This is a genomic window from Lentzea sp., from assembly GCF_035525475.1.
Lineage (GTDB): Bacteria > Actinomycetota > Actinomycetes > Mycobacteriales > Pseudonocardiaceae > Lentzea.
Genome location: NZ_DATLEC010000219.1, coordinates 1 through 24,901 on the forward strand (window position 1 = coordinate 1; position 24,901 = coordinate 24,901).

Annotated in this window: 25 protein-coding genes; 19 read left to right on the forward strand and 6 right to left on the reverse strand. The window is 70.7% G+C overall.

Going from position 1 to position 24,901, the window contains the following annotated elements; translation table 11 throughout:
• The 4 genes from VM306_RS33370 to VM306_RS33385 all read left to right on the forward strand — a co-directional run.
• Nucleotides 1-594: heme-copper oxidase subunit III (locus VM306_RS33370; protein WP_325521999.1), on the forward strand; the 594-nt coding region annotated here is incomplete at its 5' end.
• Nucleotides 595-656: 62 nt separating this feature from the next.
• Nucleotides 657-1,469, forward strand: coding sequence for a c-type cytochrome (locus VM306_RS33375; RefSeq protein WP_325522001.1), 813 nt, complete (start codon nt 657-659; stop codon nt 1,467-1,469).
• Nucleotides 1,466-2,590 (forward strand): ubiquinol-cytochrome c reductase iron-sulfur subunit, encoded by a 1,125-nt coding sequence (locus VM306_RS33380; protein ID WP_325522003.1) that lies wholly within the window; start codon nt 1,466-1,468, stop codon nt 2,588-2,590. Before VM306_RS33375 ends, VM306_RS33380 begins: the two co-directional genes overlap by 4 nt.
• On the forward strand, nt 2,587-4,251 hold the full coding sequence (locus VM306_RS33385) for a cytochrome bc complex cytochrome b subunit (protein ID WP_325522005.1): 1,665 nt from the start codon (nt 2,587-2,589) through the stop codon (nt 4,249-4,251). The genes VM306_RS33380 and VM306_RS33385 overlap by 4 nt, the downstream gene beginning before the upstream one ends.
• A gap of 66 nt (nt 4,252-4,317) precedes the next feature.
• Here VM306_RS33385 and VM306_RS33390 read toward each other — a convergent pair whose 3' ends face one another.
• Together VM306_RS33390 and VM306_RS33395 are read right to left on the reverse strand one after the other, a co-directional pair.
• Nucleotides 4,318-4,605: an Lrp/AsnC ligand binding domain-containing protein gene (locus tag VM306_RS33390; RefSeq protein ID WP_325522007.1), complete on the reverse strand. Its 288-nt coding sequence runs from the start codon at nt 4,603-4,605 to the stop codon at nt 4,318-4,320.
• Between the two features lie 83 nt (nt 4,606-4,688).
• Nucleotides 4,689-6,389: a DEDD exonuclease domain-containing protein gene (locus VM306_RS33395; protein ID WP_325522009.1), complete on the reverse strand. Its 1,701-nt coding sequence runs from the start codon at nt 6,387-6,389 to the stop codon at nt 4,689-4,691.
• A 183-nt stretch (nt 6,390-6,572) separates the two neighbouring features.
• Here VM306_RS33395 and VM306_RS33400 point away from each other — a divergent pair, with 183 nt between their 5' ends.
• The 4 genes from VM306_RS33400 to VM306_RS33415 all read left to right on the forward strand — a co-directional run bounded on the left by VM306_RS33400 (nt 6,573) and on the right by VM306_RS33415 (nt 10,904).
• Entirely contained in the window at nt 6,573-7,928 is a 1,356-nt protein-coding gene (locus tag VM306_RS33400; RefSeq protein ID WP_414672480.1) for an NYN domain-containing protein, read from the forward strand.
• A gap of 65 nt (nt 7,929-7,993) precedes the next feature.
• Nucleotides 7,994-8,998 (forward strand): NlpC/P60 family protein, encoded by a 1,005-nt coding sequence (locus VM306_RS33405; protein ID WP_325522010.1) that lies wholly within the window; start codon nt 7,994-7,996, stop codon nt 8,996-8,998.
• A gap of 10 nt (nt 8,999-9,008) precedes the next feature.
• Nucleotides 9,009-9,791, forward strand: a complete 783-nt coding sequence (locus tag VM306_RS33410; RefSeq protein WP_325522012.1) for a hypothetical protein — start codon at nt 9,009-9,011, stop codon at nt 9,789-9,791.
• A gap of 9 nt (nt 9,792-9,800) precedes the next feature.
• Nucleotides 9,801-10,904: a glycosyltransferase family 4 protein gene (locus VM306_RS33415; RefSeq protein WP_325522014.1), complete on the forward strand. Its 1,104-nt coding sequence runs from the start codon at nt 9,801-9,803 to the stop codon at nt 10,902-10,904.
• A gap of 315 nt (nt 10,905-11,219) precedes the next feature.
• Here the strand turns inward: VM306_RS33415 and VM306_RS33420 are convergent, their stop codons facing one another.
• Both VM306_RS33420 and VM306_RS33425 read right to left on the reverse strand, forming a co-directional pair.
• On the reverse strand, nt 11,220-14,093 hold the full coding sequence (locus VM306_RS33420) for an AfsR/SARP family transcriptional regulator (protein ID WP_325522016.1): 2,874 nt from the start codon (nt 14,091-14,093) through the stop codon (nt 11,220-11,222).
• Between the two features lie 247 nt (nt 14,094-14,340).
• Nucleotides 14,341-16,137 carry a long-chain fatty acid--CoA ligase gene (locus VM306_RS33425; RefSeq protein ID WP_325522018.1) on the reverse strand — a complete coding sequence of 599 codons (1,797 nt, stop codon included), beginning with the start codon at nt 16,135-16,137 and terminating at the stop codon, nt 14,341-14,343.
• Between the two features lie 98 nt (nt 16,138-16,235).
• On the opposite strand from VM306_RS33425, the gene VM306_RS33430 reads away from it, so the two are divergent.
• Genes VM306_RS33430 through VM306_RS33455 form a run of 6 tightly spaced genes read left to right on the forward strand, consistent with a single transcriptional unit; the run spans nt 16,236 to nt 20,477 of the window.
• A complete protein-coding gene (locus VM306_RS33430) occupies nt 16,236-16,616 on the forward strand; it encodes a polyketide cyclase / dehydrase and lipid transport (protein WP_325522020.1) in 381 nt (126 codons plus the stop codon).
• 30 nt (nt 16,617-16,646) lie between these two features.
• Complete coding sequence (locus tag VM306_RS33435) at nt 16,647-17,435, forward strand: metallophosphoesterase family protein (RefSeq protein WP_325522022.1); 789 nt, start codon at nt 16,647-16,649, stop codon at nt 17,433-17,435.
• 23 nt (nt 17,436-17,458) lie between these two features.
• Nucleotides 17,459-17,899, forward strand: a complete 441-nt coding sequence (locus tag VM306_RS33440; protein ID WP_325522024.1) for an SRPBCC family protein — start codon at nt 17,459-17,461, stop codon at nt 17,897-17,899.
• Nucleotides 17,896-19,128, forward strand: coding sequence for an ArsA family ATPase (locus tag VM306_RS33445; protein ID WP_325522027.1), 1,233 nt, complete (start codon nt 17,896-17,898; stop codon nt 19,126-19,128). Before VM306_RS33440 ends, VM306_RS33445 begins: the two co-directional genes overlap by 4 nt.
• 24 nt (nt 19,129-19,152) lie before the next feature.
• Complete coding sequence (locus VM306_RS33450) at nt 19,153-19,503, forward strand: hypothetical protein (protein WP_325522029.1); 351 nt, start codon at nt 19,153-19,155, stop codon at nt 19,501-19,503.
• Nucleotides 19,504-19,517: 14 nt separating this feature from the next.
• Complete coding sequence (locus VM306_RS33455) at nt 19,518-20,477, forward strand: ROK family glucokinase (RefSeq protein WP_414672481.1); 960 nt, start codon at nt 19,518-19,520, stop codon at nt 20,475-20,477.
• Here the strand turns inward: VM306_RS33455 and VM306_RS33460 are convergent.
• A complete protein-coding gene (locus tag VM306_RS33460) occupies nt 20,474-20,803 on the reverse strand; it encodes a DUF3140 domain-containing protein (RefSeq protein ID WP_325522033.1) in 330 nt (109 codons plus the stop codon). The two genes, VM306_RS33455 and VM306_RS33460, sit on opposite strands and share 4 nt — an antisense overlap.
• Nucleotides 20,804-20,854: 51 nt before the next feature.
• Between VM306_RS33460 and VM306_RS33465 the strand changes: the two genes are divergently transcribed.
• Entirely contained in the window at nt 20,855-21,070 is a 216-nt protein-coding gene (locus VM306_RS33465) for a DUF2945 domain-containing protein (protein ID WP_325522035.1), read from the forward strand.
• 262 nt (nt 21,071-21,332) lie between these two features.
• Here VM306_RS33465 and VM306_RS33470 read toward each other — a convergent pair whose 3' ends face one another.
• Complete coding sequence (locus tag VM306_RS33470) at nt 21,333-21,809, reverse strand: hypothetical protein (protein ID WP_325522037.1); 477 nt, start codon at nt 21,807-21,809, stop codon at nt 21,333-21,335.
• 210 nt (nt 21,810-22,019) lie between these two features.
• Here VM306_RS33470 and VM306_RS33475 point away from each other — a divergent pair, with 210 nt between their 5' ends.
• The 4 genes from VM306_RS33475 to VM306_RS33490 all read left to right on the forward strand — a co-directional run bounded on the left by VM306_RS33475 (nt 22,020) and on the right by VM306_RS33490 (nt 24,900).
• Nucleotides 22,020-22,754: a lysophospholipid acyltransferase family protein gene (locus VM306_RS33475; protein ID WP_325522039.1), complete on the forward strand. Its 735-nt coding sequence runs from the start codon at nt 22,020-22,022 to the stop codon at nt 22,752-22,754.
• 21 nt (nt 22,755-22,775) lie between these two features.
• Entirely contained in the window at nt 22,776-23,288 is a 513-nt protein-coding gene (locus VM306_RS33480) for a polyadenylate-specific 3'-exoribonuclease AS (RefSeq protein ID WP_325522041.1), read from the forward strand.
• 76 nt (nt 23,289-23,364) lie between these two features.
• Nucleotides 23,365-24,393 (forward strand): 6-phosphofructokinase, encoded by a 1,029-nt coding sequence (locus VM306_RS33485; protein ID WP_325522077.1) that lies wholly within the window; start codon nt 23,365-23,367, stop codon nt 24,391-24,393.
• A gap of 150 nt (nt 24,394-24,543) precedes the next feature.
• Nucleotides 24,544-24,900 carry a putative quinol monooxygenase gene (locus VM306_RS33490; RefSeq protein ID WP_325522043.1) on the forward strand — a complete coding sequence of 119 codons (357 nt, stop codon included), beginning with the start codon at nt 24,544-24,546 and terminating at the stop codon, nt 24,898-24,900.
• Nucleotide 24,901: the final 1 nt, after the last annotated feature.

Below are 24,901 nucleotides of genomic sequence, written 5' to 3' on the forward strand. Positions count from 1 at the left end.
GCAGCGCCTTCAATCGGCCAGCGCGTGCACTCGCTGAACCGCCCGAACATGGTCAGCGTCGGCACGATCGTCTGGCTGTCCAGCGAGCTCATGTTCTTCGCTGGCCTCTTCGCCATGTTCTTCACGGTGAAGGCCCAGAACGACACGGGGCACTGGCCACCAGCGCCTACTGAGCTCAACGTCCCCTATGCGTCGTTCTTCACGATCATCCTGGTCGCGTCGTCCTTCACTTGTCAGTGGGGCGTCTTCGCGGCGGAGCGGGGTGACGTCTTCGGTCTTCGTCGCTGGTACATCGTGACGCTGATCATGGGCGCGATCTTCGTCGGTGGCCAGGCGGGTGAGTACTACCACCTGGTCCACGAGGGCACGACGATCCCGTCGTCCGCCTACGGCACCGTCTTCTACCTGACCACGGGCTTCCACGGCCTGCACGTCATCGGCGGTCTGATCGCGTTCGTCTACCTGCTGATCCGGACGAAGCTCAGCAAGTTCACGCCGGCGCAGGCCACCTCGGCGATCGTCGTGTCGTACTACTGGCACTTCGTCGACGTCGTGTGGATCGGCCTGTTCGCCGTCATCTACATCGTGCCCTGACCTGGTCGGCACACAGCTAAAGACACGAGCTCCCGAACTGACAGCAAGGGTTGCCGCACACCATGACCACCACGACGAAACGCCCCCGCGGCGCCCGCACCAAACTGCGCCGCCGGGTCGCCGGACTGCTCGCGCTGGGCTTCGGCCTGCTGAGCGCCGGCTTGCTGTTCGCCGCCTTCGCGCCGCAGGCGCAGACCGCCCAGGCGCAGCAGGACGACGCTCTGGTCCGCCAGGGTGAGCAGATCTACCTGAACACCTGCATGAGCTGCCACGGCAGGTCGCTCGAGGGTGTCAAGGACCGCGGTCCGAGCCTCGTCGGCGTCGGCGACGCCGCGGTCTACTTCCAGACTTCCTCCGGCCGCATGCCCCTGGCGCGGCAGGAGGCGCAGGCCATCCGCAAGCCCGCGAAGCTCTCCCCCGAGGAGATCAACGCGTTGATGGCCTACATCACGGCCAACGGCGGAGAGGGCCCGAAGAAGCCCTCCGAGTCCGGTGAGGCCCTGCGCGGCGACAACCCGGCGCGCGGTGGCGAGCTCTTCCGCCTCAACTGCGCCAGCTGCCACAACTTCACGGGGCGTGGCGGCGCGCTGTCGTCCGGCAAGTTCGCGCCGGAGCTCGACGGGGTGGCCGAGGAGCAGATCTACACGGCGATGCTGAGCGGCCCGCAGAACATGCCGAAGTTCGGCGAGCGCCAGCTCACGCCGGACGAGAAGAAGGACATCATCGCGTACGTCAAGTCGGTCACCGACGGGAACAACAACTCCGGCGGTGCCCCCCTGGGTGGGCTCGGACCCGTGTCCGAGGGCTTGATCGCGTTCATCGTGGGAATCGCCGCGCTCATCGGCGTGACCCTTTGGATCGGAGCCAAGGCATGAGCGGCGACAAGCCGGTCGAGCTGCCCAGCGAGGCAGAGCTCGCGGAGATGAGCCGGGACGACCTCGTCAAGCTCGGCACGAGGATGGACGGCGTCGAGCTCGTCCACTACGAGGACAAGTGGCCGGTCCCCGGCACCCGCGCCGAGCGTCGTGCGCAGCGCGTGGTCGCGCTGTGGTTCATGATCTCCGCGCTGTCGGGTCTCGCCTTCCTCGGCGTGTTCCTGTTCTGGCCGTGGCAGTACGAGGCCCCGCACAGCGACGGCCACCTGCTGCACATGCTGTACAACCCGCTGATCGGCCTGTTCCTGGGCCTGTCGGTGACCGGCCTGGGCGTCGGCGCGCTGCTCTACACCAAGAAGTTCATCCCGGACGAGCTCGCGGTGCAGCAGCGCCACGACGGCGCGTCGGCCGAGGTCGACCGCGCCACGCTGGTCGCGGAGCTCGCCGACGCGGGTGAGCGCAGCGGCATCGGCCGACGCAGCCTGATCAAGCGCACAGCGGGCCTCGGAGCCGGCGTGCTGGGCCTGGGTGTGGCGGCCGTCCCGCTGGGCGCGCTCATCAAGAACCCGCACTCCGACAGCGAGACCAAGAACTCGCTCTGGCACACCGGCTGGAAGGCCGAAAAGGGCGAGAAGGTCTACCTCCGCCGCCACACCGGCAACTTCCACGAGGTCTCCCTGGTGCGTCCCGAGGACGTCGAGCCGGGCGGCTTCGAGACGGTCTTCCCGTTCCGCGAGTCCGAGCGCGACGACGAGCACGCCCTGGTGGCGGCCCTCAAGCGCGCCGACGCGCCGGTCATGCTCATCCGCATGCGGCCGAACCAGCCGATCACCAAGCGGGCAGGCCAGGAAGACTTCAACTACGGTGACCTGTACGCGTACTCGAAGATCTGCACGCACCTCGGTTGCCCGACCTCGCTGTTCGAGCAGCAGACCGGTCTGCTGCTCTGCCCGTGCCACCAGTCGCAGTTCGACGTCTTCGAATACGCCAAGCCGCGGTTCGGTCCGGCCACCCGTCCCCTGCCGCAGCTTCCGATCACGGTGGACGAAGACGGATACTTGGTAGCCCGCAGCGACTTCATCGAGGCTGTGGGTCCGGCGTTCTGGGAGCGGAAGTCATGAGTGCCATCACCACGCCGACGAAGCCGGCCAACGCCGCCGCGCGCGTCGCAGGGGCGGCGGCCAACGCTGCCGACGAGCGGTTCCACCCGGCCTCCGGCCTGCGCAAACAGCTCAACAAGGTCTTCCCGACGCACTGGTCGTTCCTGCTCGGTGAGATCGCGCTGTACAGCTTCATCGTGCTGCTGCTGTCGGGTACGTACCTGGCGTTGTTCTTCGACCCGTCGATGACCGAGGTCACCTACAACGGCGCGTTCGAGAACCTGCGCGGCATCGAGATGTCGCGGGCGTTCGCGTCCACGCTCGACATCTCGTTCGAGACGCGCGGTGGCCTGTTCGTCCGCCAGGTGCACCACTGGGCGGCGCTGCTGTTCATGGCGGCGATCGTCGTGCACATGTTCCGGATCTTCTTCACCGGCGCGTTCCGCAAGCCGCGTGAGATCAACTGGGTCATCGGCATCGTGCTGTTCATGCTCGGCGCGATCGAGGGCTTCCTCGGCTACTCGCTGCCGGACGACCTGCTCTCGGGCACCGGTCTCCGCGTCATGGCGGCGCTGCTGATCTCGTTCCCGGTCATCGGCACGTGGCTGAACTGGCTGATGTTCGGCGGGGAGTTCCCCGGCACGGACATCATCCCGATGCTCTACACCGCGCACATCCTGCTGATCCCGGCCATCATCCTCGGCCTGATCGCGGCGCACCTCGCGCTGGTCTGGTACCAGAAGCACACGCAGTTCCCGGGCGTGGGCCGCAAGGAGACCAACGTCGTCGGCGTCCGCATCATGCCGGTGTTCGCCGCGAAGGGCGGTGGCTTCTTCGCCATCGTCGTGGGTGTCATCGCGATCATGGGCGGCGTCTTCCAGATCAACCCGATCTGGAACTTCGGCCCGTACAACCCCGCGCAGGTCTCCGCCGGCTCGCAGCCCGACTGGTACATGGGCTGGACCGACGGCCTGGTCCGCATCTGGCCCGCGTGGGAGTTCTACCTGGGCAACTACACGATCCCGGCGCCGTTCCTGCCGTTCATCCTCGGTCTGCCGCTGCTGACCGGCATCGCGGCGGTCTACCCGTGGATCGAGCGGAAGATGACCAAGGACTACGCGCACCACAACCTGCTGCAGCGCCCGCGCGACGTGCCCGTCCGCACCGCGCTCGGCTGGATGGCGATCACGTACTTCATGGTCCTGCTGCTCATGGGCGGCAACGACATCTTCGCGTACAAGTTCGACATCTCGCTGAACTTGACGACGTGGATGGGCCGCATCGGCATGCTGGTCCTGCCGCCGATCGCGTACTTCGTCGCCTACCGCATCTGCATCGGCCTGCAGCGCGGTGACCGCGAGGTGCTCGAGCACGGTGTCGAGACCGGCATCATCAAGCGCCTGCCGCACGGCGAGTTCATCGAGGTCCACCAGCCGCTCGGCCCGGTGGACGACCACGGCCACCCGATCCCGCTCGCCTACCAGGGCACGTCGGTGCCGAAGAAGATGAACAAGCTCGGCTCGGCCGGTCACCCGGTCGCGGGCAGCACGTGGTCGCCGGACCCGGTCGAGGAGACCGTGGCCCTGGAGAACGCGCGTGCGAAGAGGCACGTGTCCGAGGAGATCAGCGCCGAGAACAAGTCGGGCGAGCTCGCGGGCAGGCCTTCCGACCCGAAGGCCTGATCCTCGTCAGAACCGCGAAAGGCCCCCGTGGACTCCCACGGGGGCCTTTTGGCATGTCAGCGGCTTTTACTGGGCGTCGTCCAGGCCGATGGCGAACGCGGCCTCGTCGTCGCGCTTCGAGTAGCTGCGGAACGCGATGTGCGTGTCGGTGTTGAGCACGCCCTCGACCTTGCTGATCCTGCCGGGGACCAGCGCGGCGAGGTCCTCGTGCTTGCTGACCCGCACCAGGGCGATCAGGTCGACGTCGCCCGCGCAGGAGTACACCTCCGTGACTCCGTCGATGTCGGCGATCTCCTGCGCGGCCTCGGGAATGCGTTCGGCGGCGGCCTGGATCAGCACGATGGCGGTGACCACGGCGTCCTCCTCGGGTCTGGGCTCCGGTGTCTCAAGCACCCGTAGTCTGCCCTACCCGGTGATCCACGGCGTGGGTCGGCGGGTCAGTTCCAGTGGTCGTGGATCGGGCGGGCTCCCGCGGCCTGTTCGGCCCACGGCACCCAGGCCGCGGCGGCGCCGGCGGGGGACGACCACGGCTCGTCCGCGTACACGAGGCGGGTGCCGGGCTGGTCGAGCCAGCGCAGGACCACCCCCGCCTCCTCGGGCGGTGCGCCTCGCAGTGGGCCGGCGGTCGGCACGACGGTCTCCGCGGAGGCGACGAGCGCGTCGACCACGGGCATCGGGCGGGTGCCGCGGGGGGCCACCCCGGCGGAGGCCAGCCGGCCGTAGCGGACGACGGAGAACTCCCAGCCACCTTCGCGGTCCGGGCGGGCCGCCACGAGCTGCGGCAGCGCGGCGAGGGCGGCCAGGCGCTGGGCCCGGTCCAGGGAACGGACGAGGCCTGCCAGCCGGTCGCGGCGGCGGGCGGCCTCCTCGAAGCGTTCCTCCGAGGCCAGGCCGCTCAGCTGGGTGATGAGGGTGCGCAACGGGTCGGTGCTGCGGCCGACGACCAGGTCCCGCACCGCGACGACCGCGGGGGCGTACTCGTCGACGCTCTGGTGGCCCGCGCACGGGGCCTGGCAGCGGCCCAGCTCGGCCAGGGCGCAGGGGGAGGCCCGCTGGTTCGTCGCCGGAATCTTGATCTTGCAGGAGCGCAGGGGGACGGCGTCCAGCAGGGCGTCGGCCACCGACTCGGCCGCGTGGCGGGTGCGGAAGGGGCCCAGCGCGCCGTCCTTGGGGTTCCTGACCAGGGACAGGCGCGGGAACGCCTCGTCGGTGAGGACCAGCCACCAGGCGTGGTGCGGGTTCTTGGAGCGGCGGTTGTAGGCGGGGCGGTGTGCGCGTAAGAGGCGGAGCTCGCGCACTTCGGCCTCGAGCGGGTGGGCGCACTCCACGGCGTCCACGCGGACCGCCAGCGCGACCATCTCGCGCAGCCTGCGGCGGCCCTCGCTGGCGGTGAAGTACTGGCGGACCCGGCGGCGCAGGTCGGAGGCCGTGCCGACGTAGAGCACCTCCTCGTTCGGGCCGCGGAAGAGGTACACGCCCGGCTTGGACGGCAGGTGGGAGGCGAGGGAGCGCTTGCGGCGCTGTTCCGGGGTGACCTCCGGCAGGTACGCCAGCAGCTCCTCGAGGGAGTGCACGCCGACGTTGCCGACGCGTTCGAGCAGGGCGTGCAGCACCTCGACGGTCGTGCGGGCGTCGGACAGAGCGCGGTGCGTGGGCTTGGTCGACGTGCGGAACAGGTCGGAGAGCGCGGACAGGCGGCAGGACGGGGCCTCGTCGCGGCTCAGCACGCGCCGCGCCAGCTTCACCGTGCACACCACCGGTGGTTTGGGCCACCGGTAGCCGTGGCGCTCGCAGGCCGCCTTCATGAAGCCGATGTCGAAGCCCGAGTTGTGCGCGACCAGCACCGCTCCGGCGGCGAACTCCAGGAACGCGGGCAGCACCGTCCGCATGGTGGGCGCGCCCGTGACCATCAGCTGCGTGATGCCGGTCAGCTGCGCGACCACGGGCGGGATGCCTCGTTCGGGGTCGACGAGCGTGGCGAACTCGCCGAGGACCTGGCCCGCCCGGATCTTCACCGCGCCGATCTCGGTGACGGCGTCCTCCTCGGCGCTGCCACCCGTCGTCTCCAGGTCGAAGACGACGAAGGTCGTGTCGCGCAAAGGCGTCCCGAGCTCGTCGAAGGACAGTTGTCCGGTCACGGCGCTGACGGTAGCGACGGGGTCTGACAATTTTCGTCGGTGATCCTTCTGAGGTGCCCTGACCTGCCGCTGCTCCATTGGGGTGGTCTGTGCTGATCTTGTCCGGATCGTTGTTGCCACGTGCGGAGATGTCCGTGCGCTGCTCGAGCGCGGGGGCTCTAGCCTGTGGGGGTGCCCGACCCGATGCCCGAGCCCGAGATCGACCAGCCCGCCGACGAGGCAGGTGAGTCCGCGGGCGAGACCTCCGGAGAGTCCTCAGTGGACTGGTCGGCTCTGCCGGAGCCGTTGCGGATGAGGCTCGCGGAGCTGGGCGCGGACGCGCTGGGCGAGATGGCGAAGGTCGACGTGCCGCAGCACCTGCGTCCGGTGGCGAAGTTCGCCCCGACCAAACGCGCGCGGCTGGGCGGGGCCCAGGTCGTGGCGGGCCTGAGGGACTCCCCGAACTTCCGCACCGCCGTCGTGGAGTGGTTGCGCAAGAACCGGCCGTCGACGCTGGAGGTGACCGCGCCGGACCCGCTGACGGCGGCCGCCGCGGCGGTGCTGACCGGTGACGAGGTCGCGCCGCACTACGTGGAGCTGGTGTCGCGGCGCGTGGGTGACGCGACGCTGCGGGCCGAGCGCGACGCGGCCGTGATGCGCGCGGAGCGGATGGAAGGCGAGCTGGAGCGGTTGCGGGCCGAACGCAGCCAGCTCGGCAGCGTCGCCGAACGCGTCCGCGCCGACGCCGAGATCGAGCTCGAACGCCTGCGCAAGCGGTTGCGCGAGCAGGGCGTGAAGCTGCGCGAGGCCAAGGACGCGGCGCAGGCCGCCGCCGCCGAGGTGGACAAGATCCGCGAACGCACCGCCGACGAGGTCAAACGCCTCACCGCCGAACGCGACCGCGAGCGGGAACGTGCCGAGACCGAGCGAGGCAAGGCGCAGCGGGCCATCGCGGACGCCGAGGTGGCGCGCCAGTCCGCGCGCGAGGCCCGGCAGGCCGACGAGGTGCGGCTCGCGTTGCTCGTGGACACCCTCGACGGCGCCGTGACGGGACTGCGCCGCGAGCTGGCCCTCGGCGGCTCCGGGCCCCGTCCGGCCGATCTCGTGCGGGGCGCCAGCGCGTCGCAGGGGACCGTGGGACGCGTCGAGGACCCCGCGGCGCTCGACCGGCTGCTGGCGTTGCCCGCGGTGCACCTGGTGGTGGACGGCTACAACGTCACGAAGACCGGTTATCCGGAGCTGTCGTTGTCGGACCAGCGCGACCGGCTCGTGCACCAGCTCGCGGTGCTCGCCGCGCGCACGGGTGCCGAGGTGACGTTGGTGTTCGACGGCGCGGGGGTGGTGGCCGTCCCCGCAGCGGCCCCTCGAGGCGTGCGCGTGCTCTTCAGCGACCCCGGTGTCCTGGCCGATGACGTGATCCGCGCGCTGGTCACCGCGGAGCCCGAGGGCCGGCCCGTGGTGGTGGTGACGTCGGATCGCGCGGTCGCGGACTCAGTGCGCCGCCGTGGCGCGCACCCGGTGCCGTCCGCCGTGTTGCTGGCCCGTCTCGGGCGTGTTTGACCACCCGGTAGCCTGACGCCGTCGATCTTGGCGGTCTTGTTCTGGCGAAGGGGATCGGCGACCACATGTCGCTCAAGCTCACCCGCGGTGTCCTGGTTGTCGTCATGTTGCTCGCGGCCACCCCGGCCGTGTCCACAGCCGCTCAACCTGCGGATCCCGCGCGCGCGTACGCCGACCTGACGGCGCAGGCGACGAAGCTCAACGAGGAAGTGCTGCGCGCGCAGGAGGACCTCGTCCAGCGCCGCGCCGAGCTCGACCGCGCGAGCGCGACGGTCTCGGCCGCGCAGCAGATCGAACGGCAGGCCAAGACCGACGAGAACGACTTCCGCGGCCAGGTCGACCTCATCACCCAGGCGTCCTTCGAGGGCGCCCGGTTCAACCAGCTGTCGGCGCTGCTCGTCGCGGACTCGCAGCAGGACTTCCTGAACCGCCTGGAGATGATGCGGATCCTCGCGACCGACAGGGCCGAGTCGCTGGCCCGGCTGTCCAGCGCGGTCGAGAAGGCCCGTCAGGCGCACCAGGTGGCGGAGACCGCGCGCGCCCGTGCCGCCGAGGCCGCCGCGTCGGCCGAACAGCTGAAGGCCGACCTCGACGGGCGCAGCCGCGCGCTGCAGACACAGATCGACCAGGTGCGGACGGCGCTGACGCGCCTGCCACCCCCCGTCGCCGCGAAGCTGAGCGATCCGGGTGACCGGTCGGCGGTCAGCGTGCCCGCGGGGGTGGCCGGGCTCGCGCTCGCGTTCGCCCTGGCACGCCGCGGTGACGACTACCGCTACGGCGGCACCGGCCCCCGGTCGTGGGACTGCGCCGGCCTGACGATGAAGGCCTACGCGGCGGCCGGTGTCTCGATCCCGCGCACGTCCGGGGGACAGGCCACCGTCGGGCGTGCGGTGGGGCGCGGCGAGGTCCGCGCCGGAGACCTGATCGTCTACTACGCGAGCCGCTCGCACGTCGCCATGGCGGTCGACAACACACGCGCCGTCCACGCCTCGACCGAGGGTCAGCCGGTGAAGATCGCGCCCATCGACGCCATCGGACCGATCGCGGTCATCCGGCGCGTCGAGGGTTAGCGTTGCGCCGGTGAAGCACCTCCGGGCGTTGCTGGCGATCACGGTCGCCATGACGTTCCTGCTGGGCCTGACCGTTGCAACACGGCCCGTTGAGTTGCGGCCGACCGAAAACGTCGAGTGCAAAAAAGCCGTGCTGACGACGGTCTCAGGCACGGTGACCAGCAGTTCTTGCGACGGAGAGCTGGCGGCGCGGGCGTCGGCGTTGCTGGACGAGTCGGTGCGCGGTGTCGCCGATATAGTGGATATCGGCTCGACGAAGATCGCCTGGGTGAAGCGGGCCGACGTCGTCGTCCCGGCGTCGGAGCCGGAGCTGGTGTCGCTCGTCGGGCCGGCGTTCGCGGACATGGCCGGGATCGCGATCCGCGACGGGTCCGGGCAGCGGGTGGTCCTCAACCGGGTGCGCGCGGCGGCGTTGTCGGACCTCGAGCTGAGGGTGCTGCTGCGGCACGAGATCACGCACGTGGCGACGCGCGACCTCACGTCGGACTCGGCTCCGCTGTGGCTGGTGGAGGGGTTCGCGGACTGGGTGGCGTTCCACGGCCTGGGGCTGTCGCTGCGCCAGGCCGCGCCGTTGCTCACCCCGGACGTCTCGGCGTTGCCCACCGACTTCGGCGGCCCCGGCCGCGACCTCGCCTACCAGCAGGCGTACTCGATCATGGTCTACCTGGAGTCGGCGCTGGGGGAGCGGGGCGTCGTGGACTTCTTCCTGCGGCACGCGTCGACGTCCGCTGTGGACCCGGGCGAGGTCGGCGTCGCGGGCTGGCGCGCGTTTCTGGGAACCAGCATCGGATAGCGTTGCCGGGTGCGCCGAACCTTGCTGGTGACCAACGACTTCCCGCCCCGCCCCGGTGGCATCCAGGCCTACCTGCACGCTTTGGCGACACGGCTGCCCACGGACTCCCTCGTCGTCTACGCGCCGAAGTGGAAGGGCGCGGAGGAGTTCGACGCGCGGCAGCCGTTCCCGGTGGTGCGGCACCCCACGTCGCTGATGCTGCCGACGCCGGACGTCCTCTCCCGTGCCCGCGACATCGCCCGCGCCGAGTCGTGCGAGGCCGCGTGGTTCGGCGCCGCGGCACCGCTCGCGTTGCTGGCGCCGTCGCTCGGGCTGAGCCGCTCGGTCGCCTCCACGCACGGGCACGAGGTCGGCTGGTCGATGCTGCCGGTGGCGCGCCAGGCCTTGCGGGCCATCGGGTCCGGTGTGGACGTCGTGACGTACGTCAGCAAGTACACGCGGTCGCGGTTCGCGGCGGCGTTCGGCGCGATGGCGGCGCTGGAACACCTGCCGTCCGGTGTGGACACCGAGGCGTACCGCCCGGACCCCGCCGCCCGCGCCGAGATCCGCCGCCGCTACGGCCTGGGCGACCGGCCGGTGATCGTGTGCGTGTCACGGCTCGTGCCGCGCAAGGGCCAGGACATCCTGATCCGCGCGCTGCCGCTGATCCAGCGTTCGGTGCCGGACGCAGCGCTGCTGATCGTCGGCGGCGGACCGTACCGGGGAACGCTGGAGAAGCTGGCGGACGGCAACCGCGACGTCGTGCTGACCGGGTCGGTGCCGTGGGAGGAATTGCCCGCGCACTACAACGCCGGTGACGTGTTCGCGATGCCGTGTCGCACCCGCGGCCGCGGCCTCGACGTCGAAGGGCTCGGCATCGTCTACCTGGAGGCCTCGGCGACCGGACTGCCCGTGGTGGCCGGCCGCTCCGGCGGCGCGCCGGAGACCGTGCTCAACGGCACCACCGGCAACGTCGTCGACGGCCGCGACGTCGAGGACGTCGCCGCGAAGGTCGGCGCGCTGCTGGCCGACCCCGGCACGGCCGTGAAGATGGGCCGCGCCGGGCGGGAGTGGGTGAGCGACCACTGGCGGTGGGACCAGCTCGCACACCGCCTCGAAGGCCTGATCGGCTGACCGAGGTCACGCCGATCGATATCCCATACGCGATATATCGGCTGAACTTCGGTCCGGCCGATATATCGCCGTCTGGTCCCTGGATGAGCGCCGGTATGCGATGTATTGGATATCGGCTTAGTCGATGACAACGTTGTCACTCGAGATAATATATCGGCCTGAGAGCAGCCCTGGCGTGGCGATATGCGATATATCAGCGACGCGCCACCGGAGTGCGATATCCGATATATCAGTACGGGCGCTGCTGCGGAGCCTGGTGTGCGAGATGTCGGCGTGCGGCATCGCCAAGAGTGTTGATATCCGATATATCGGATATCAACGAACCCGATCAGCGAGTTCGCGAGCCCGGTTCTCCAGGGCGCGCAGCCCTAACTCCGCGCTGCGCCGCACCGCCTGCTCAGCCGCCGCCTGGGACTCCGAAAAACGGGAGAGCTCCCGCCACACCACGGCCAGGCTGATCAACGCCCGCACCTCACCCGAGGCGTAGCCGATCCGCCGCGCCGTCGCCAGGGCCTGCTCGAACTGCGCCGCGGCCACCTCCGGCTCGGACAGGGCACGGCGGACCTCGCCGAGCGTGATCCGCACCGACGTCGCCACCTGCGGGTCGCCGCCGTCGGCCACGAGCGCCAGGGCGCGGGAGGCGAACGACAGCGCGGCCTCCGGGTTGCCCTCCGCGAGCTCCAGGGCGGCCAGGTTGTCCAGGGCCTCGGCGTCACCGGCGGGGACGTTGCCGAGCTCCAGGGCACGGTCGAGGTGTGCGCGGGCCTCGACCAGCCTGCCCTGCAGGCGCAGGGCCATGCCGAGGTAGGCGTGGCTGTCGGCGTTGGGGGCCAGGGCCAGGGCCTGGGAGAAGTGCTCGACCGCGCCGTCGACCTCGCCGAGCTCGATCGAGAGCTGGCCGAGGTTGTACAGGCCGGTGCTGACGCTGTCGGCCGAGCGCAGCATCGCCAGGCAGCGCACCAGGGCCTCCTTGGCCAGGCCCAGCTCTCCCGAGCGGCGGCGCACGAGGCTGAGGTTGTTGAGCACGCTCGCCTCCGCGTCCTTGTCGCCCAGCTCCCGGTACAGCTCGATCGCGTGGTCGTGGTGCTCCACCGACAGCGCGTACTCGCCGAGCCGCAGGTACAGCGTGCCGAGGTTCGCGTGCATCGCCGCCTCGGCCGGGCGGTGCGCGCACGCCTGGGCCGCGGCGAGGGCGTGGCGGGCCGTCGCGAGCCACTCGCCCACGTGCTGGCCGATCCACAGGTAGCCGCGCAGCGCGTCGGCCAGCTGCCACGCCATCGGCGCCGGGCCGTGCTCGGCGGCGTGCCTGATGGCGGCGGCCAGGTTCGGGCGTTCCGCGTCGAGCCACACCAGGGCGTCGTCCGCGCCGGCGATGCGCGGGGGCGGGCCCTCCGGGGTCGTCGGCAGCCGCACGATGCCGGGGTAGAGCAGTTCGGCGCAGCGCTCGACGCCGCGCAGGTAGTGGTTCAGCAGGGCCGTCCACGCCAGCTCCTGCTCGGCCGGGCTGTCCGACTTCTCGCACAACGCGGCGGCGTAGCGCACCAGCTCGTCGTGGAACCGGTAGCGGCCCGGTGCGGAGGACACCACCAGGCGCGCGATCTCCAGCACCGTCAGCAGGCCCTCGGCGTCCACGTCGGCCAGCGCCGAGGCCGCCTCCGCCGTGAAGTCCGGTCCGGGCACCATCGACAGCAGCCGGAACAACCGCTGCGCCACGGGTGGCAGGGCGGCGTAGGCCAGCTCGATCGGCGAGCCCGAGATCGTCACGTCGTCGCGCCCGGCCAGGTACGCCGCCGCCACCCGCAGCGCCAGCGGCAGGTGTCCGCACCGGTCGGCCAGCTCCGCGTGGTCGCCCGGCCCGAGCAGGGTGGTGAGCAACGCGGCCGACTCCGGAGGCGAGAACACGTCCACCGGCACGGTCCGTGCGCCGTTCATCGCGATCAGCCCGCGCAGGTCGTCGCGCGACGTCACGACCACGCGGCACGACGCCGTCCCCGGCAGCAGCGGGCGCACCTGGTCCGGCGCGGAGGCGTTGTCCAGCACCAGCAGCATCCGCCGGCCCGACAGCAACGACCGCAGCATCGTGCTCTGCTCGTCCGCGTCGGCCGGGATCTCGTCCGGCGGCACCCCCAGCGCCCGCAGGAACCGCGACAGCACGTCCATTCCGTCAGCCGGGGGTCCCAGGGCGTACCCGCGCAGGTCGACGTACAGCTGCCCGTCGGGGAACCGGTCGCGCAGCAGGTGCGCCACGTGCACCGCCAGCGTCGTCTTGCCCACGCCCGGTTGTCCCGCCAGCGTCACGATCGGCACCGACCCGCCCGTGAGCAGCCCAGAGACCCGCTCCACGTGCCGGGCGCGACCGGTGAAGTCCGCGATGTCGTCCGGCAGCCGCATCGGCGTCGCGGGCGCGCGTTCCGGCTCCCGCGCCAGCACGGGCGCCGCGAGCTCCGGCGCTCCCACCAGGATCGCCTGGTGCAACGACCGCAGCTCGGCGGACGGGTCGATGCCCAGCTGCTCGTCGAGCGTCCGGTCGAGCTGCCGGAACGCCTCCAGCGCCTCCGCCTGCCTGCTGCTGCGGTACAGCGCGATCATCAGCTGGGCCCAGAACCGCTCGCGCAACGGGTGGTCGCGGGTCAGCGCGAACAGCTCCGGCAGGAGGTCCGCGTGGTTGCCCAGCGCGAGCTCCACGTCCAGCCGCTGCTCGTGCACCGTCATCAGCAGCTCGGTCAGCCGGGGCGCGTGCTCGGCGTACAACGTCTCCGACGGCACGTCCGACAGCACCGGGCCGCGCCACAGCTCCAACGCCTCGGCAAACGCTTTCCGCGCGGTGACCGGGTCGTCGGAGGCGACGGCGGCACGTCCGCGGGCAGCCGCGCCGGCGAACCGGTGCACGTCCACGGCCAGCGGGTCGACGCGCATGCGGTAGCCGTCGGCGGCGGTCTGGATCAGCGACGGGTCGCCCAGCGCCGCACGCAACCGCATGACGTACGTCTGCACCGCGCCACGCGTGCGTGCGGGGGGCGTGTCACCCCACACGTGCTCGACCAGTTCCGTCACGGGGACGACGCGGTTCGGCCGCAGCAGCAACGCCGCCAGCAACGCTCTGTGCTTGCCCGCGCGGAGCACCACCGACACGCCGTCCAGGCGCACTTCCATCGGGCCGAGCAGCCGGAACTGCGGACCCGGAGCCATTGCCTTCCCCTCGTGATCGCCGGATGATCCCCCTCTGCCCGACAGCCTATTGGCGTGCTGTCGCGGAGTGACATCGACGCGTCAGCGAAACGTCAGCGCCGTACGGCAATCTTGCTCATGTCCCGGTCGGGGGGCCGGGGCAACAACTTCTCGGGTTCGGCGGATTCTCCGCGGATCACGATCGCTGGGGGTCGGAAGGCCCAGGAGCTCTCTCTCAGCTCCTGGGCCTTTCGCGTACTCCGGGGGACTACTTGGCGTAGATCGCGTCGATGTCCGACGCGTAGGTCGACGCCACGACCGACCGCTTCAGCTTCAGCGACGGCGTCATCTCGCCGCCCGCCTCGGTGAAGTCCACCGGCAGCACGCGGAACCTGCGGATCGCCTCCGCCTTCGACACCGACTTGTTCGCCTCGTCGACCACGGCCTGGATCTCGGCGATCAGGTCCGGGTCCTCGATCAGGTCCGGGACCTCCGCCGACTCCGGCTTGCCGTGCGACTCCTTCCACGACGGGAAGAACTCCGGGTCGATCGTGATCAGCGCGCCGATGAACGGCTGCTTGTCGCCGACCACCATGCACTGCGAGATCAGCGGGTGCGCCCGGATGCGGTCCTCGAGCTGCGCGGGGGAGACGTTCTTGCCACCGGCGGTGACGATGATCTCCTTCTTGCGGCCCGTGATCTGCAGGTAGCCGTCCTCGTCGAGCTCGCCGATGTCCCCGGTGTGGAACCAGCCGTCCTCGAGTGCCTCCTTGGTGGCGGCCTCGTTGTTCCAGTAGCCGGTGAACACGATGTCGCCCTTGACGAGGATCTCGCCGTCCTCGGCGATCCGCACCGACGTGCCCGGCACCGGCAGGCCGACCGTGCCGACCTTCTCCTGGCCGCGGAACGTCACGCACGCCGCCGCCGACGTCTCCGTCAGGCCGTAGCCCTCGTACACGGGGATGCCCGCGCCGCGGAAGAAGTGCGACAGCCGGTCACCCAGCGGCGCGCCACCGGACACCGCCGCCATCGCACGGCCACCCAGCGCCGCGCGCAGCTTCGCGAACACCAGCTTGTCGAACACCGCGTGCTTGATCCGCAGGCCGAGACCGGGCCCGCCGTCGTCCAGGGCGCTCGAGTACGCGACCGAGGTGGCCTCGGCGGCGTCGAAGATCTTGCCCTTGCCGCCGGCGTGCGCCTTCTGCTTCGCGCCGTTGTAGACCTTCTCGAACACCCGCGGCACCGCGACGACGAACGTCGGGCGGAACTGGCCGAGGTCGTCGACGAGGTTCTTCACGTCCGCGGTGTGGCCCAGCGTCACGCGCGAGTAGACGCACGCCAGCGCCAGTGCACGCGCCAGGATGTGCGCGAGCGGCAGGAACAGCAGCAGCGAGTTGCCCGCGGTGAGGATCTCGGGGAACCGCGACAGCGCCGACCGCACCTCGGACAGCAGGTTGCGGTGCGTCAGCGTGCAGCCCTTGGGGCGGCCCGTGGTGCCGGACGTGTAGACGAGCGTGGCCGTGTGCTCGGCCTTCGCCTGCGCGCGGCGCTCGTGCACCTGCTCGTCGGTGATCTCGGCGCCCAGCGCGGTCAGCTCGTCGACAGCGGCGGCCGCTCCCTCGATCTGCCACACGTGGCGCAGCTCGGGCAGCTTGTCGACGACGTCGTCGACCAGCGCGCGGTGCGAGGACGCCTCGACGAAGACCGCCCTGGCGCCCGAGTCGGACAGGATCCACTCGACCTGGTCCGCCGACGACGTCTCGTAGATCGGCACGACGACGCCGCCCGCCGCCCAGATGGCGAAGTCGAGCAACGACCACTCGTAGCGGGTCTTGGACACCAGACCGATCCGGTCGCCCAGCTCGAGACCGGCCGCGACCAGGCCCTTGGCGACAGCCATGACCTGCGCGGCGAAATCACGCGCCGTGATGTCCACCCAGGTGCCGTCGACCTGCCTGCGGAAGCTGACGGCGTTGCCGAAGCGTTCCGCGTTGGCCCACACCATGTCGGTGAGGTTCTCCTCCGGAGCCACTTCGGCGGTGGCGGGGACGCTGAACTCGCGCACGTCAACCTCCGTACGGTGTTTTGTTACTGGTGGGGAAACTTAGCGTGTGATTCCGGCGATACAAAGGTTGGTACGCCCTTCCGTTACCTTTTGTCCCCATGGCCAGCGTCGATGTCGTTGACGAGACTTTCCTGGCGGTGCCACCCGGCGTGGTCGCCGCAGCGTTCGCCGCGCCGGAGTCGTGGCGGCGGTTCTGGCCCGATCTCGAGCTCGACGTCTACGCGAACCGCGGGGACGAGGGACTGCGCTGGACGGTCGGCGGCGCGCTCGTCGGCACGATGGAGATCTGGCTCGAGCCCGTGCTCGACGGCACCGTGCTGCACTACTTCCTCCGCGCTGATCCGCCGGCCGGGTCGCTCACGCCGCGCCACGCGCGCCGGGAGGTGCAACGCCGCCAGCTCGACGCGAAGTCCGTCGCACTGGGCCTCAAGCTCGTGCTGGAGGACGGCCGTCCCGCCGGCTGCCCGCCGCACGCGTGATCCTGCCGGGCCGTCAACTAAGTTGGAACCGTGCGGGTTCATGTGGTTTCCGATGTGCATGGCAACGCGGAGGCGCTCGCGCGCGCCGGTGAGGGCGCGGACGCCCTCGTCGTGCTCGGCGACCTGATCGACTTCATCGACTACCACGACCACTCCGGGGGAATCCTCGGCCGCGTCTTCGGGCCGGAGAAGGTCGGGGTCCTCGCGGAGATGCGGCGCGGCACCCGGCGCGCCGACACCGCGAGCTACATCCGGTCGCTGTGGGCCGGTCTCGCGGACGCGCGTTCCGTCGTGGAAGAAGCGGTGCTGGAGCAGTACGACGCGTTGTTCTCGGCGATGTCCGCGCCGACGTACGTGACACCGGGCAATGTGGACAGTCCGCACCTGTGGCCGCGGTTCGCGGGTACCGGCGTGCACGTCCTCGACGGCGAGTCGACCGAGATCGGCGGGCTGCGGTTCGGCTTCGCGGGCGGCGGGCTGATGATGCCGGGGGCGGTCCGCAACCCCGACGCGCCGTGGTTCCCGTACCTGCGCACGGAGCAGGACATGGCGTCGGCGCTGGAGCGGATGGGACGGGTCGACGTCCTGTGCACGCACATCCCGCCGCTGGTTCCGGAGCTGACGTACGACGTCGTCGCGCGCCGGGCGGAGTGGGGGTCGCGGCCCGCGCTGGACAAGATCGTGAGCGAACGGCCGCGCTGGTCGGTGTTCGGGCACGTGCACCAGCCGCTGGCCAGACGTGTGCGCATCGGCTACACCGAGTGCATCAACGCCGGGCACTTCCAGCGCAGCGGCAAGCCTCACGTCCTCAACTGGTAAAGACGCGAGTAACCTCCTCACACATGGCCGACGAGTCCACTCAGTCCATCGTCATCGACGCGCCGCCTGAGAAGATCATGGCGATCATCGCTGACTTCCCGTCGTACCCGGACTGGGCGAACGGGATGAAGGAGGTCGAGGTCCTCGGCACCGGTGAGGACGGCCGTGCCGACCAGGTCCGGTTCGCGATCGACCAGGGGCCCGTCAAGGACGAGTACACCCTGAGGTACGACTGGTCCGCCGACGGTCTGTCGGTGCGGTGGGACCTCGTCAAGGGCACCATGCAGAAGTCGCAGCACGGCAGCTACGTGCTGGAGCCCTCCGGCACCGGCACCAAGGTCACCTACACGCTCTCGGTGCAGCTGGTGATCCCGATGATCGGCCTGTTCCGCCGCAAGGCGGAGAAGATGATCCTGGACACCGCGCTCAAGGAGCTCAAGAAGCGCGCGGAGAAGGCGGCTTGAGCCAGGTCCTGCTCTTCACCGGCAAGGGCGGGGTCGGCAAGACGACACTGGCCGCCGCGACGGCGGCCTCCCTCGCGGCCAGTGGTCGCAAGGCGCTCGTGGTCTCCACCGATCCCGCGCACTCGCTCGGCGACGCCCTCGACGTCCGCCTGGGCGCCTCTCCGTCCGAAGTGGACACCGCTGGGGCATCCCTCGGCGGCCTCTTCGCCTGCCAGATCGACCCGCGCGGACTCGTCGACGAGGCGTGGGGCGATCTGCGCGGTCATCTGCGCACCGTGCTCGCCGGCGCCGGCGTCGACGAGCTCGACGCGGAGGAGCTGACCGTGCTGCCCGGCGTCGAGGAGCTCCTCGCGCTGGCGGAGGTGCGGCGGCTCGCCGTGTCCGGGCCGTGGGAGGTCGTGGTCGTCGACTGCGGGCCGACCGCCGAGACGTTGCGGCTGCTGTCGCTGCCCGAGGCGTTCGCGGGCTACCTGGAACGGCTCTTCCCGACCCACCGGCGCGTCGTGCGCGGCCTCCTGGCGGGCGTCGCGGGCACCGGGACCGTCGAGAAGTGGGACGCGACGGCGGACGCGCTGAGCAGGTTGGCCGAACGCCTGGACGCGTTGCGCTCGATGCTCGCGGACCCGGCGTCGTGCTCGGTGCGGCTGGTGCTGACACCGGAACGCGTGGTCGCCGCCGAGACCCGGCGCACCCTGACCGCGCTGGCGTTGCAGGGCATCCGCGTCGACAGCGTGATCGCGAACCGGCTGGTGCCCTCGCCGGGTGCCGCGCGCGGTGCGGCGGCGTCGTGGCTGCGGACCCGTCGCCAGGAGCAGGACGCGGTGCTGGCGGAGCTGACCGGGATCGGGGAGATCCGCACGGTCGACCACCGCGCGTCCGAGCCCGTCGGCGTGCCGGCGCTGCTGGAGGTCGCCGCGCAGCTCTACGGCGACTCCGACCCGTCGCCGGGGGCCGCGGTGCCTCCTGGTGCCCAGGGGTCGCTGCTGGAGGTGTCGGGCGGCGGGCGCGGGCTCGACGCCCGGTACTCGCTGCGGATCGCGTTGCCGCTGGCCGACGACACGGAGCTCGACCTGGCGCGGGTGGAGGACGACCTCGCCCTGACCGTCGACGGCAGGCGCAGGCTCGTGGCGCTGCCGTCGTTGCTGAGGCGCTGCATCGTGACCGGCGCCGAGATGGACTCGGCCGGCGTGACGGTGGGGTTCCGCCCCGACCCGTCGCTGTGGCGTTGACCCGGCGCTGACCAGGAGCTCGAGATGACCCAGAACAACGCCGGCGACACCGGCAAGCTCGCCGAGGAGCTGCGGCTGCTCCTCGACACGGCCGCCGAGCGGGTGCAGCCGTGGCTGCAGCGCGTCGCCGAGGCGGGCGACGGCTCGCACACGCCCGAGACGTGCGGCTGGTGCCCGTTGTGCAACGGCGTGGCGCTGCTGCGCGGCGACCGCTCCGAGCTGGCCGCGAAGGCCGCCGAGCACGCCGCGGGCCTGATCGCGGTGCTGCGGGCCGCCCTGAGCGAACCCGGCACGCCGCCGGGACCCGCCGAGGAGCCCGCTACGGACGCGGGTCAGCGCGTGCAGCACATCAAGGTCGTGAGGAAGACGGACTAGTGCTGACCGTCGGAGTGGACATCGGGGGCACCAGCGTGCGCGCGGGTGTCGTGGACGCGCGTGGCTCGGTGCTCGACACCTCACGCGCGCCGACGCCCGCAAGTGAACGCGCCCTCGAGGACGCGATCGTCGCCGCCGTGGAGGAGGTGGCGGACCGGCACACGGTCAACGCCGTCGGTCTCGCAGTGGCGGGCTTCATCGCCTCGGACCGCCGCACGGTCCGTTTCGCGCCCCACCTGGCGTGGCGGCAGGTGAACGTCGCAGAACGCATGAGCGACCGCCTCGGCATGCCCGTCGTCCTGGAGCACGACGCGAACGCCGCCGCTCTCGCCGAACACCGCTTCGGTGCCGCCCGTGGCGCACACACGGCCGTACTGGTCGCCATCGGCACGGGCATCGGCGCCGCACTGCTGCTGAACGGCGAGGTCTTCCGCGGCGCGCACGGCGTCGCTCCCGAACTCGGCCACCTGCGCGTCGTCCCGAACGGCCGCCCTTGCCCGTGTGGCAAGAACGGCTGCTGGGAGCGCTACTGCAGTGGCACGGCCCTGTCGGCCACCGCGGTGGAACTGCTGGCCAAGCACCCCGGCGTCTCGACCGTGCTGGCCCGTGAGGCCGCCGGCGACTCGCGCGCGGTGACCGGACGGCGGGTGGCGGGAGCGGCCAGGGACGGCGACCCGCTGGCCCAGCGCGCGATGGCCGACCTGGCCCGCTGGCTCGGCGAGGGCCTGGCGCTGGTCGCCGACGTCTACGACCCCGAGGTGATCGTCATCGGGGGCGGGGTGTCGACGTCGGCGCCGCTGTTCCTCGACGACGCCCGCGAGCACTACGCCTCGGTCGTCACCGGCGCGGGCCACCGGCCGCTGGCGCGGATCCGGACCGCGCAGCTCGGCGACGACGCCGGCATCGTGGGCGCGGCGACGCTGGCCCGCGAGGTGGCGGCGTCCCTGACCGAGAACAACTCCCGCCGGTCCTAGCTCTCCACCGGGTCGTGGCCCCAGTTCATCAGCGAGTAGCGCCAGCGGCTGTCCTCGACGTCGCCGTCCGGCCGCTGGGCGAGGTGCCGGTGGACGTAGCCGACGACCTTGCGCATGTGCTGGTAGTCGTCGTCGGTGAGGTCGTCGCGCTTCTTCCGCAGCAGCTCGACGATCCGCCGGCCTGACGCGTGCCCGGTCGACTCGCCGGACGACTTGTCGCCGACCTGCTTCGACTCGTCGGTGCCGAGCCACTTCTCCAGCTTCGAGGCGGTCATGGTGACCGCGTCGCCGAAGTCCTTGCGAATCTGGTCCCGATCGTCGCTCATGCTTCCTCCACCTGGCCGGATTGACTAGTCCGGTCGGGGTACCCCGCGACCATGGCCAAGCACCCTTTCAAGCCCGGCGACGAGGTCGAGTGGTCCAGCCACGGCTCGACGACGCACGGGGAGGTCAAGGAGGAGATCACCACGGAGGAGGAGGCCGCGGGCCGCAAGGTCAAGGCCTCGGAGGAGGAGCCGCAGTACCGGGTCGAGAGCGCGAAGAGCGGCCGGGACGCGGTCCACAAGCCCGGAGCCCTGAAGAAGAAGGGCTGAAGCCGGGGTTCGCGGCGAGCGGATCGGGGATGTTCGCTCGCCGCGAACGCTCACGTCGGGCGGACTAGCGGCCGAGCAGGCGCAGGATGCGCGGGCGGCGGCGCTGGGCGCGCTCCGCGTCCTTCTTGGTCAGGGTCGCCATGGCACGGGCCATCATCAGGTGCTGCATCTGGTCCATGCCCGACACGGTAGGCACGACCCGATCGTTATCTGAAGGTGTGAGTGGCCGTTATCACGTCGTTACCACTCGGGTCACGGCGCGTCACACCTGAGCGCCGTCGTCCCATCCGGAGTCCGGCGGCGGGGTGTTGCGCATGCGCAGGATCAGCCAGCCGACGCCCGCGCAGAGCGCCACGAGCGACAACGGGGTGCCGATGCGCGGCTGCAGCCCGAAGAGGCCGGGGGCGACCAGCAGGACGATGCCCAGCACGAACAGGCCGAGCGCCGCGAGCGTGGAGGCGCGCAGCACCGGGAACGGCGGCGGCTCCGGCGGGACGTAGTGGTCCTCGTCGTCCCGGCTCCGGCGTTCGGGCTCGTCCTCGGGTTCCGGTGCGACGTCGTCGACCACGTCCTCGGGTACGTCGTGGTGGACGGTCTCCTGACGTGCCTCGTCGAGGTCGAGCCAGTCCTTGCCGACGCCGTCCCGTTCGAGACCCGCGACGATCTCGGCAAAGAGCTCGTCGACGTTCTCGGGGCCGTCGGTCGAGTCGCGCCGGGCGTTCATCCAGAGCCTCTCCACGTGCCGCACCCTCTGACCCCACATCGTTGCACGACGGCGGAGTGTTGCGGCGTACGGCAGTCGGCTCAGTCACCATCTCGGGGCACCATCTTCGGGACACATCTCAGTACGCCGTGACGACCGAACCCGGGATTCGTTGTGTGAGGTGCCGTCGGCTCCGTAGGCTGGTCGCCGGGATCAAGGTTCGTGTCTAGGGAGGCGCTTCCCGCTGTGCTGTACTGGTTGATGAAGCACGTCCTCCTGGGACCGATCCTGCGGCTGTTCTTCCAGCCCAAGATCATCGAGGGAGCCGAGAACATCCCGAAGGACGGCGGAGCGATCCTGGCGAGCAACCACCTCGCCGTCTCCGACTCCTTCTTCCTGCCGCTGATGCTGTCGCGGCGCGTCACCTTCCCCGCCAAGATCGAGTACTTCACCGGCACGGGTCTCAAGGGCAAGCTGCAGAAGTGGTTCTTCTCCGGTGTCGGCCAGGTGCCGATCGACCGGTCCAGCGCGTCCGCCGCGCAAGGGGCCCTCGACACCGGTGTGCGGATCGTGCGCGAGGGCAAGCTCCTCGGCATCTACCCCGAGGGCACCCGTTCGCCCGACGCGCGCCTGTACAAGGGCAAGGTCGGTGTCGCGTGGATCGCGCTGGAGTCCGGCGCGCCGGTCATCCCCGTGGCGATGTTCGGCACGGACAAGGCGAACCCCATCGGCTCGCGCATGTGGAAGCCGCACCCGATCCGGATCAAGATCGGCAAGCCGCTCGACTTCTCCCGCTACGAGGGCCTGTCCGGCGACAGGTTCGTGCTGCGGTCGATCACCGACGAGATCATGTACGCGCTGATGGAGCTGTCCGGCCAGGAGTACGTCGACGTCTACGCGTCGAAGGTCAAGGAGCAGACCGCCGACGTGCCGGTGCAGGGGAAGAAGGCCGACCGGGTGCCCGAGAAGAAGGCGGGCTGAGCGGCCGCCTAGGGTGTCGCGGTGCGGTTCTTCTACGACTGTGAGTTCATCGAGGACGGGGTGACGATCGACCTCGTGTCGATCGGTGTGGTCGACGAGGAAGGCCGCGAGTTCTACGCCGTCTCCACCGAGTTCGACCCCGAGCGCGCCGGCCCGTGGGTGCGGCAGAACGTCCTCAACCAGCTCCCCTCGCCCGCGGACAAGGCGTGGCGCAGCCGCGACCGCATCCGCGAGGACCTGCTCGACTTCCTCGGCGCGCGCAACGCCGCCCGTGACGAGGTCGAGCTGTGGGCGTGGTTCGCCGCCTACGACCACGTCGCGCTGGCCCAGCTGTGGGGTGCGATGCCGGCGTTGCCGCGCTCGTTGCCCCGCTTCACCCGCGACCTGCGTCAGCGCTGGGACGACGTCGGCCGCCCCAAGCTGCCGGCCCCTCCCGCCGACGCCCACGACGCCCTCGCCGACGCGCGGCACAACCTCGCGCGGTGGAGGGTGATCGAGGAACACCGCCGGAAAATCGGGTTTCCCGTCCGATAAGTGAGACCCCCCGTTGCTGCACCGATACAGCTCGTGAAAGTCTGCGTGACACAGAACACGAGAGATGGGGAAGCAGATGCGCATCGGTGTGCTCACTGGCGGTGGTGACTGCCCCGGTCTGAACGCCGTGATCCGGGCCGTGGTCCGCAAGGGCATCAAGGCACACGGCTGGGAGATCGTCGGGTTCCGCAACGGGTGGCAGGGCCCGATCGAGAACCTCACCAAGTCGATCGACCTCGCGGACGTCGAGGAGATCCTGACCCGCGGTGGCACGATCCTGGGCTCGTCGCGCACGAACCCCTACAAGGTCGAGGGCGGTGTCGACCGCATCCGCGAGACCATCGCGGCGAACCAGATCGACGCCATCATCGCGATCGGCGGCGAGGACACCCTCGGTGTCGCCAAGCGCCTCACCGACGACGGCATCGGCGTCGTGGGCGTGCCGAAGACGATCGACAACGACCTGGGCGCCACGGACTACACGTTCGGCTTCGACACGGCCGTCCACATCGCCACCGAGGCCATCGACCGCCTGCGCACCACGGCCGAGTCGCACCACCGCGCGCTCGTCGTCGAGGTCATGGGCCGTCACGCGGGCTGGATCGCGCTGCACTCCGGTCTCGCCGGTGGCGCGAACGTCATCCTCGTGCCCGAGCGCCCCTTCAACGTCGACAAGGTCGTCGACTGGGTCGAGCGCCGCTTCGAGAGCGAGTTCGCGCCGATCATCGTCGTCGCCGAGGGCGCGATGCCCGAGGACGGCGCCGAGGTGCTGCACTCCGGTGAACGCGACGCCTTCGGCCACGTCCGCCTCGGTGGCGTCGGCCAGTGGCTCGCGGAGGAGATCGCGGACCGCACCGGCAAGGAGTCCCGCGCGGCCATCCTCGGCCACATCCAGCGCGGTGGCACGCCGACCGCCTACGACCGCGTCCTGGCGACCCGCTTCGGCCTGCACGCCGTCGACGCCGTCGCCGCCGGTGACTTCGGCACCATGGTCGCGCTGCGCGGCACGGACATCGTCCGCGTGAAGCTGTCGGAGGCGACGGCCGAGCTCAAGACGGTGCCGACCGAGCGCTACGAAGAGGCCGAGGTCTTCTTCGGCGCCTGATCGACCGCACTTCGAAGGGCTCGGACACCGGTGGGTGTCCGAGCCCTTTCGCGTGATGGCGGTCCCGCTGGCTGGGACTCGCGCTGGGACCGCGTGCTCGCTCGCTGCGATGGTGAATTCACCATCCGTTGAGCAACTTCAGGAGACCTGATGAGCGACGCGCGACCCGTCCTGCCCGAGCCGGACGCCGGCGAGACCGGCCCTTACGCGCACCTGGGGTTCTGCAAGGCCAAGCCGGGACACGAGGACGAGGTCGAGCGGCTGATCCTCGGGCTGGTCGAGCCGTTGCGCGCCGAAGAGGGCTCGATCGAGTTCCACGTGCACCGCGACCGCGCGGACCGGTCGCAGTTCGTGATCTACGAGATGTTCCGGTCGAGGCAGGACCTGGAGAAGCACGTCGCGCAGCCGTACGTCCACGAGTTCGTCCGCGCGGTCCAGCCGCTCGTGGAAGGTCCGCTGCGCCAGCAGTTCCTGCGCATGTCCAGCACCCTGCCGGCGGGGGAGTAGC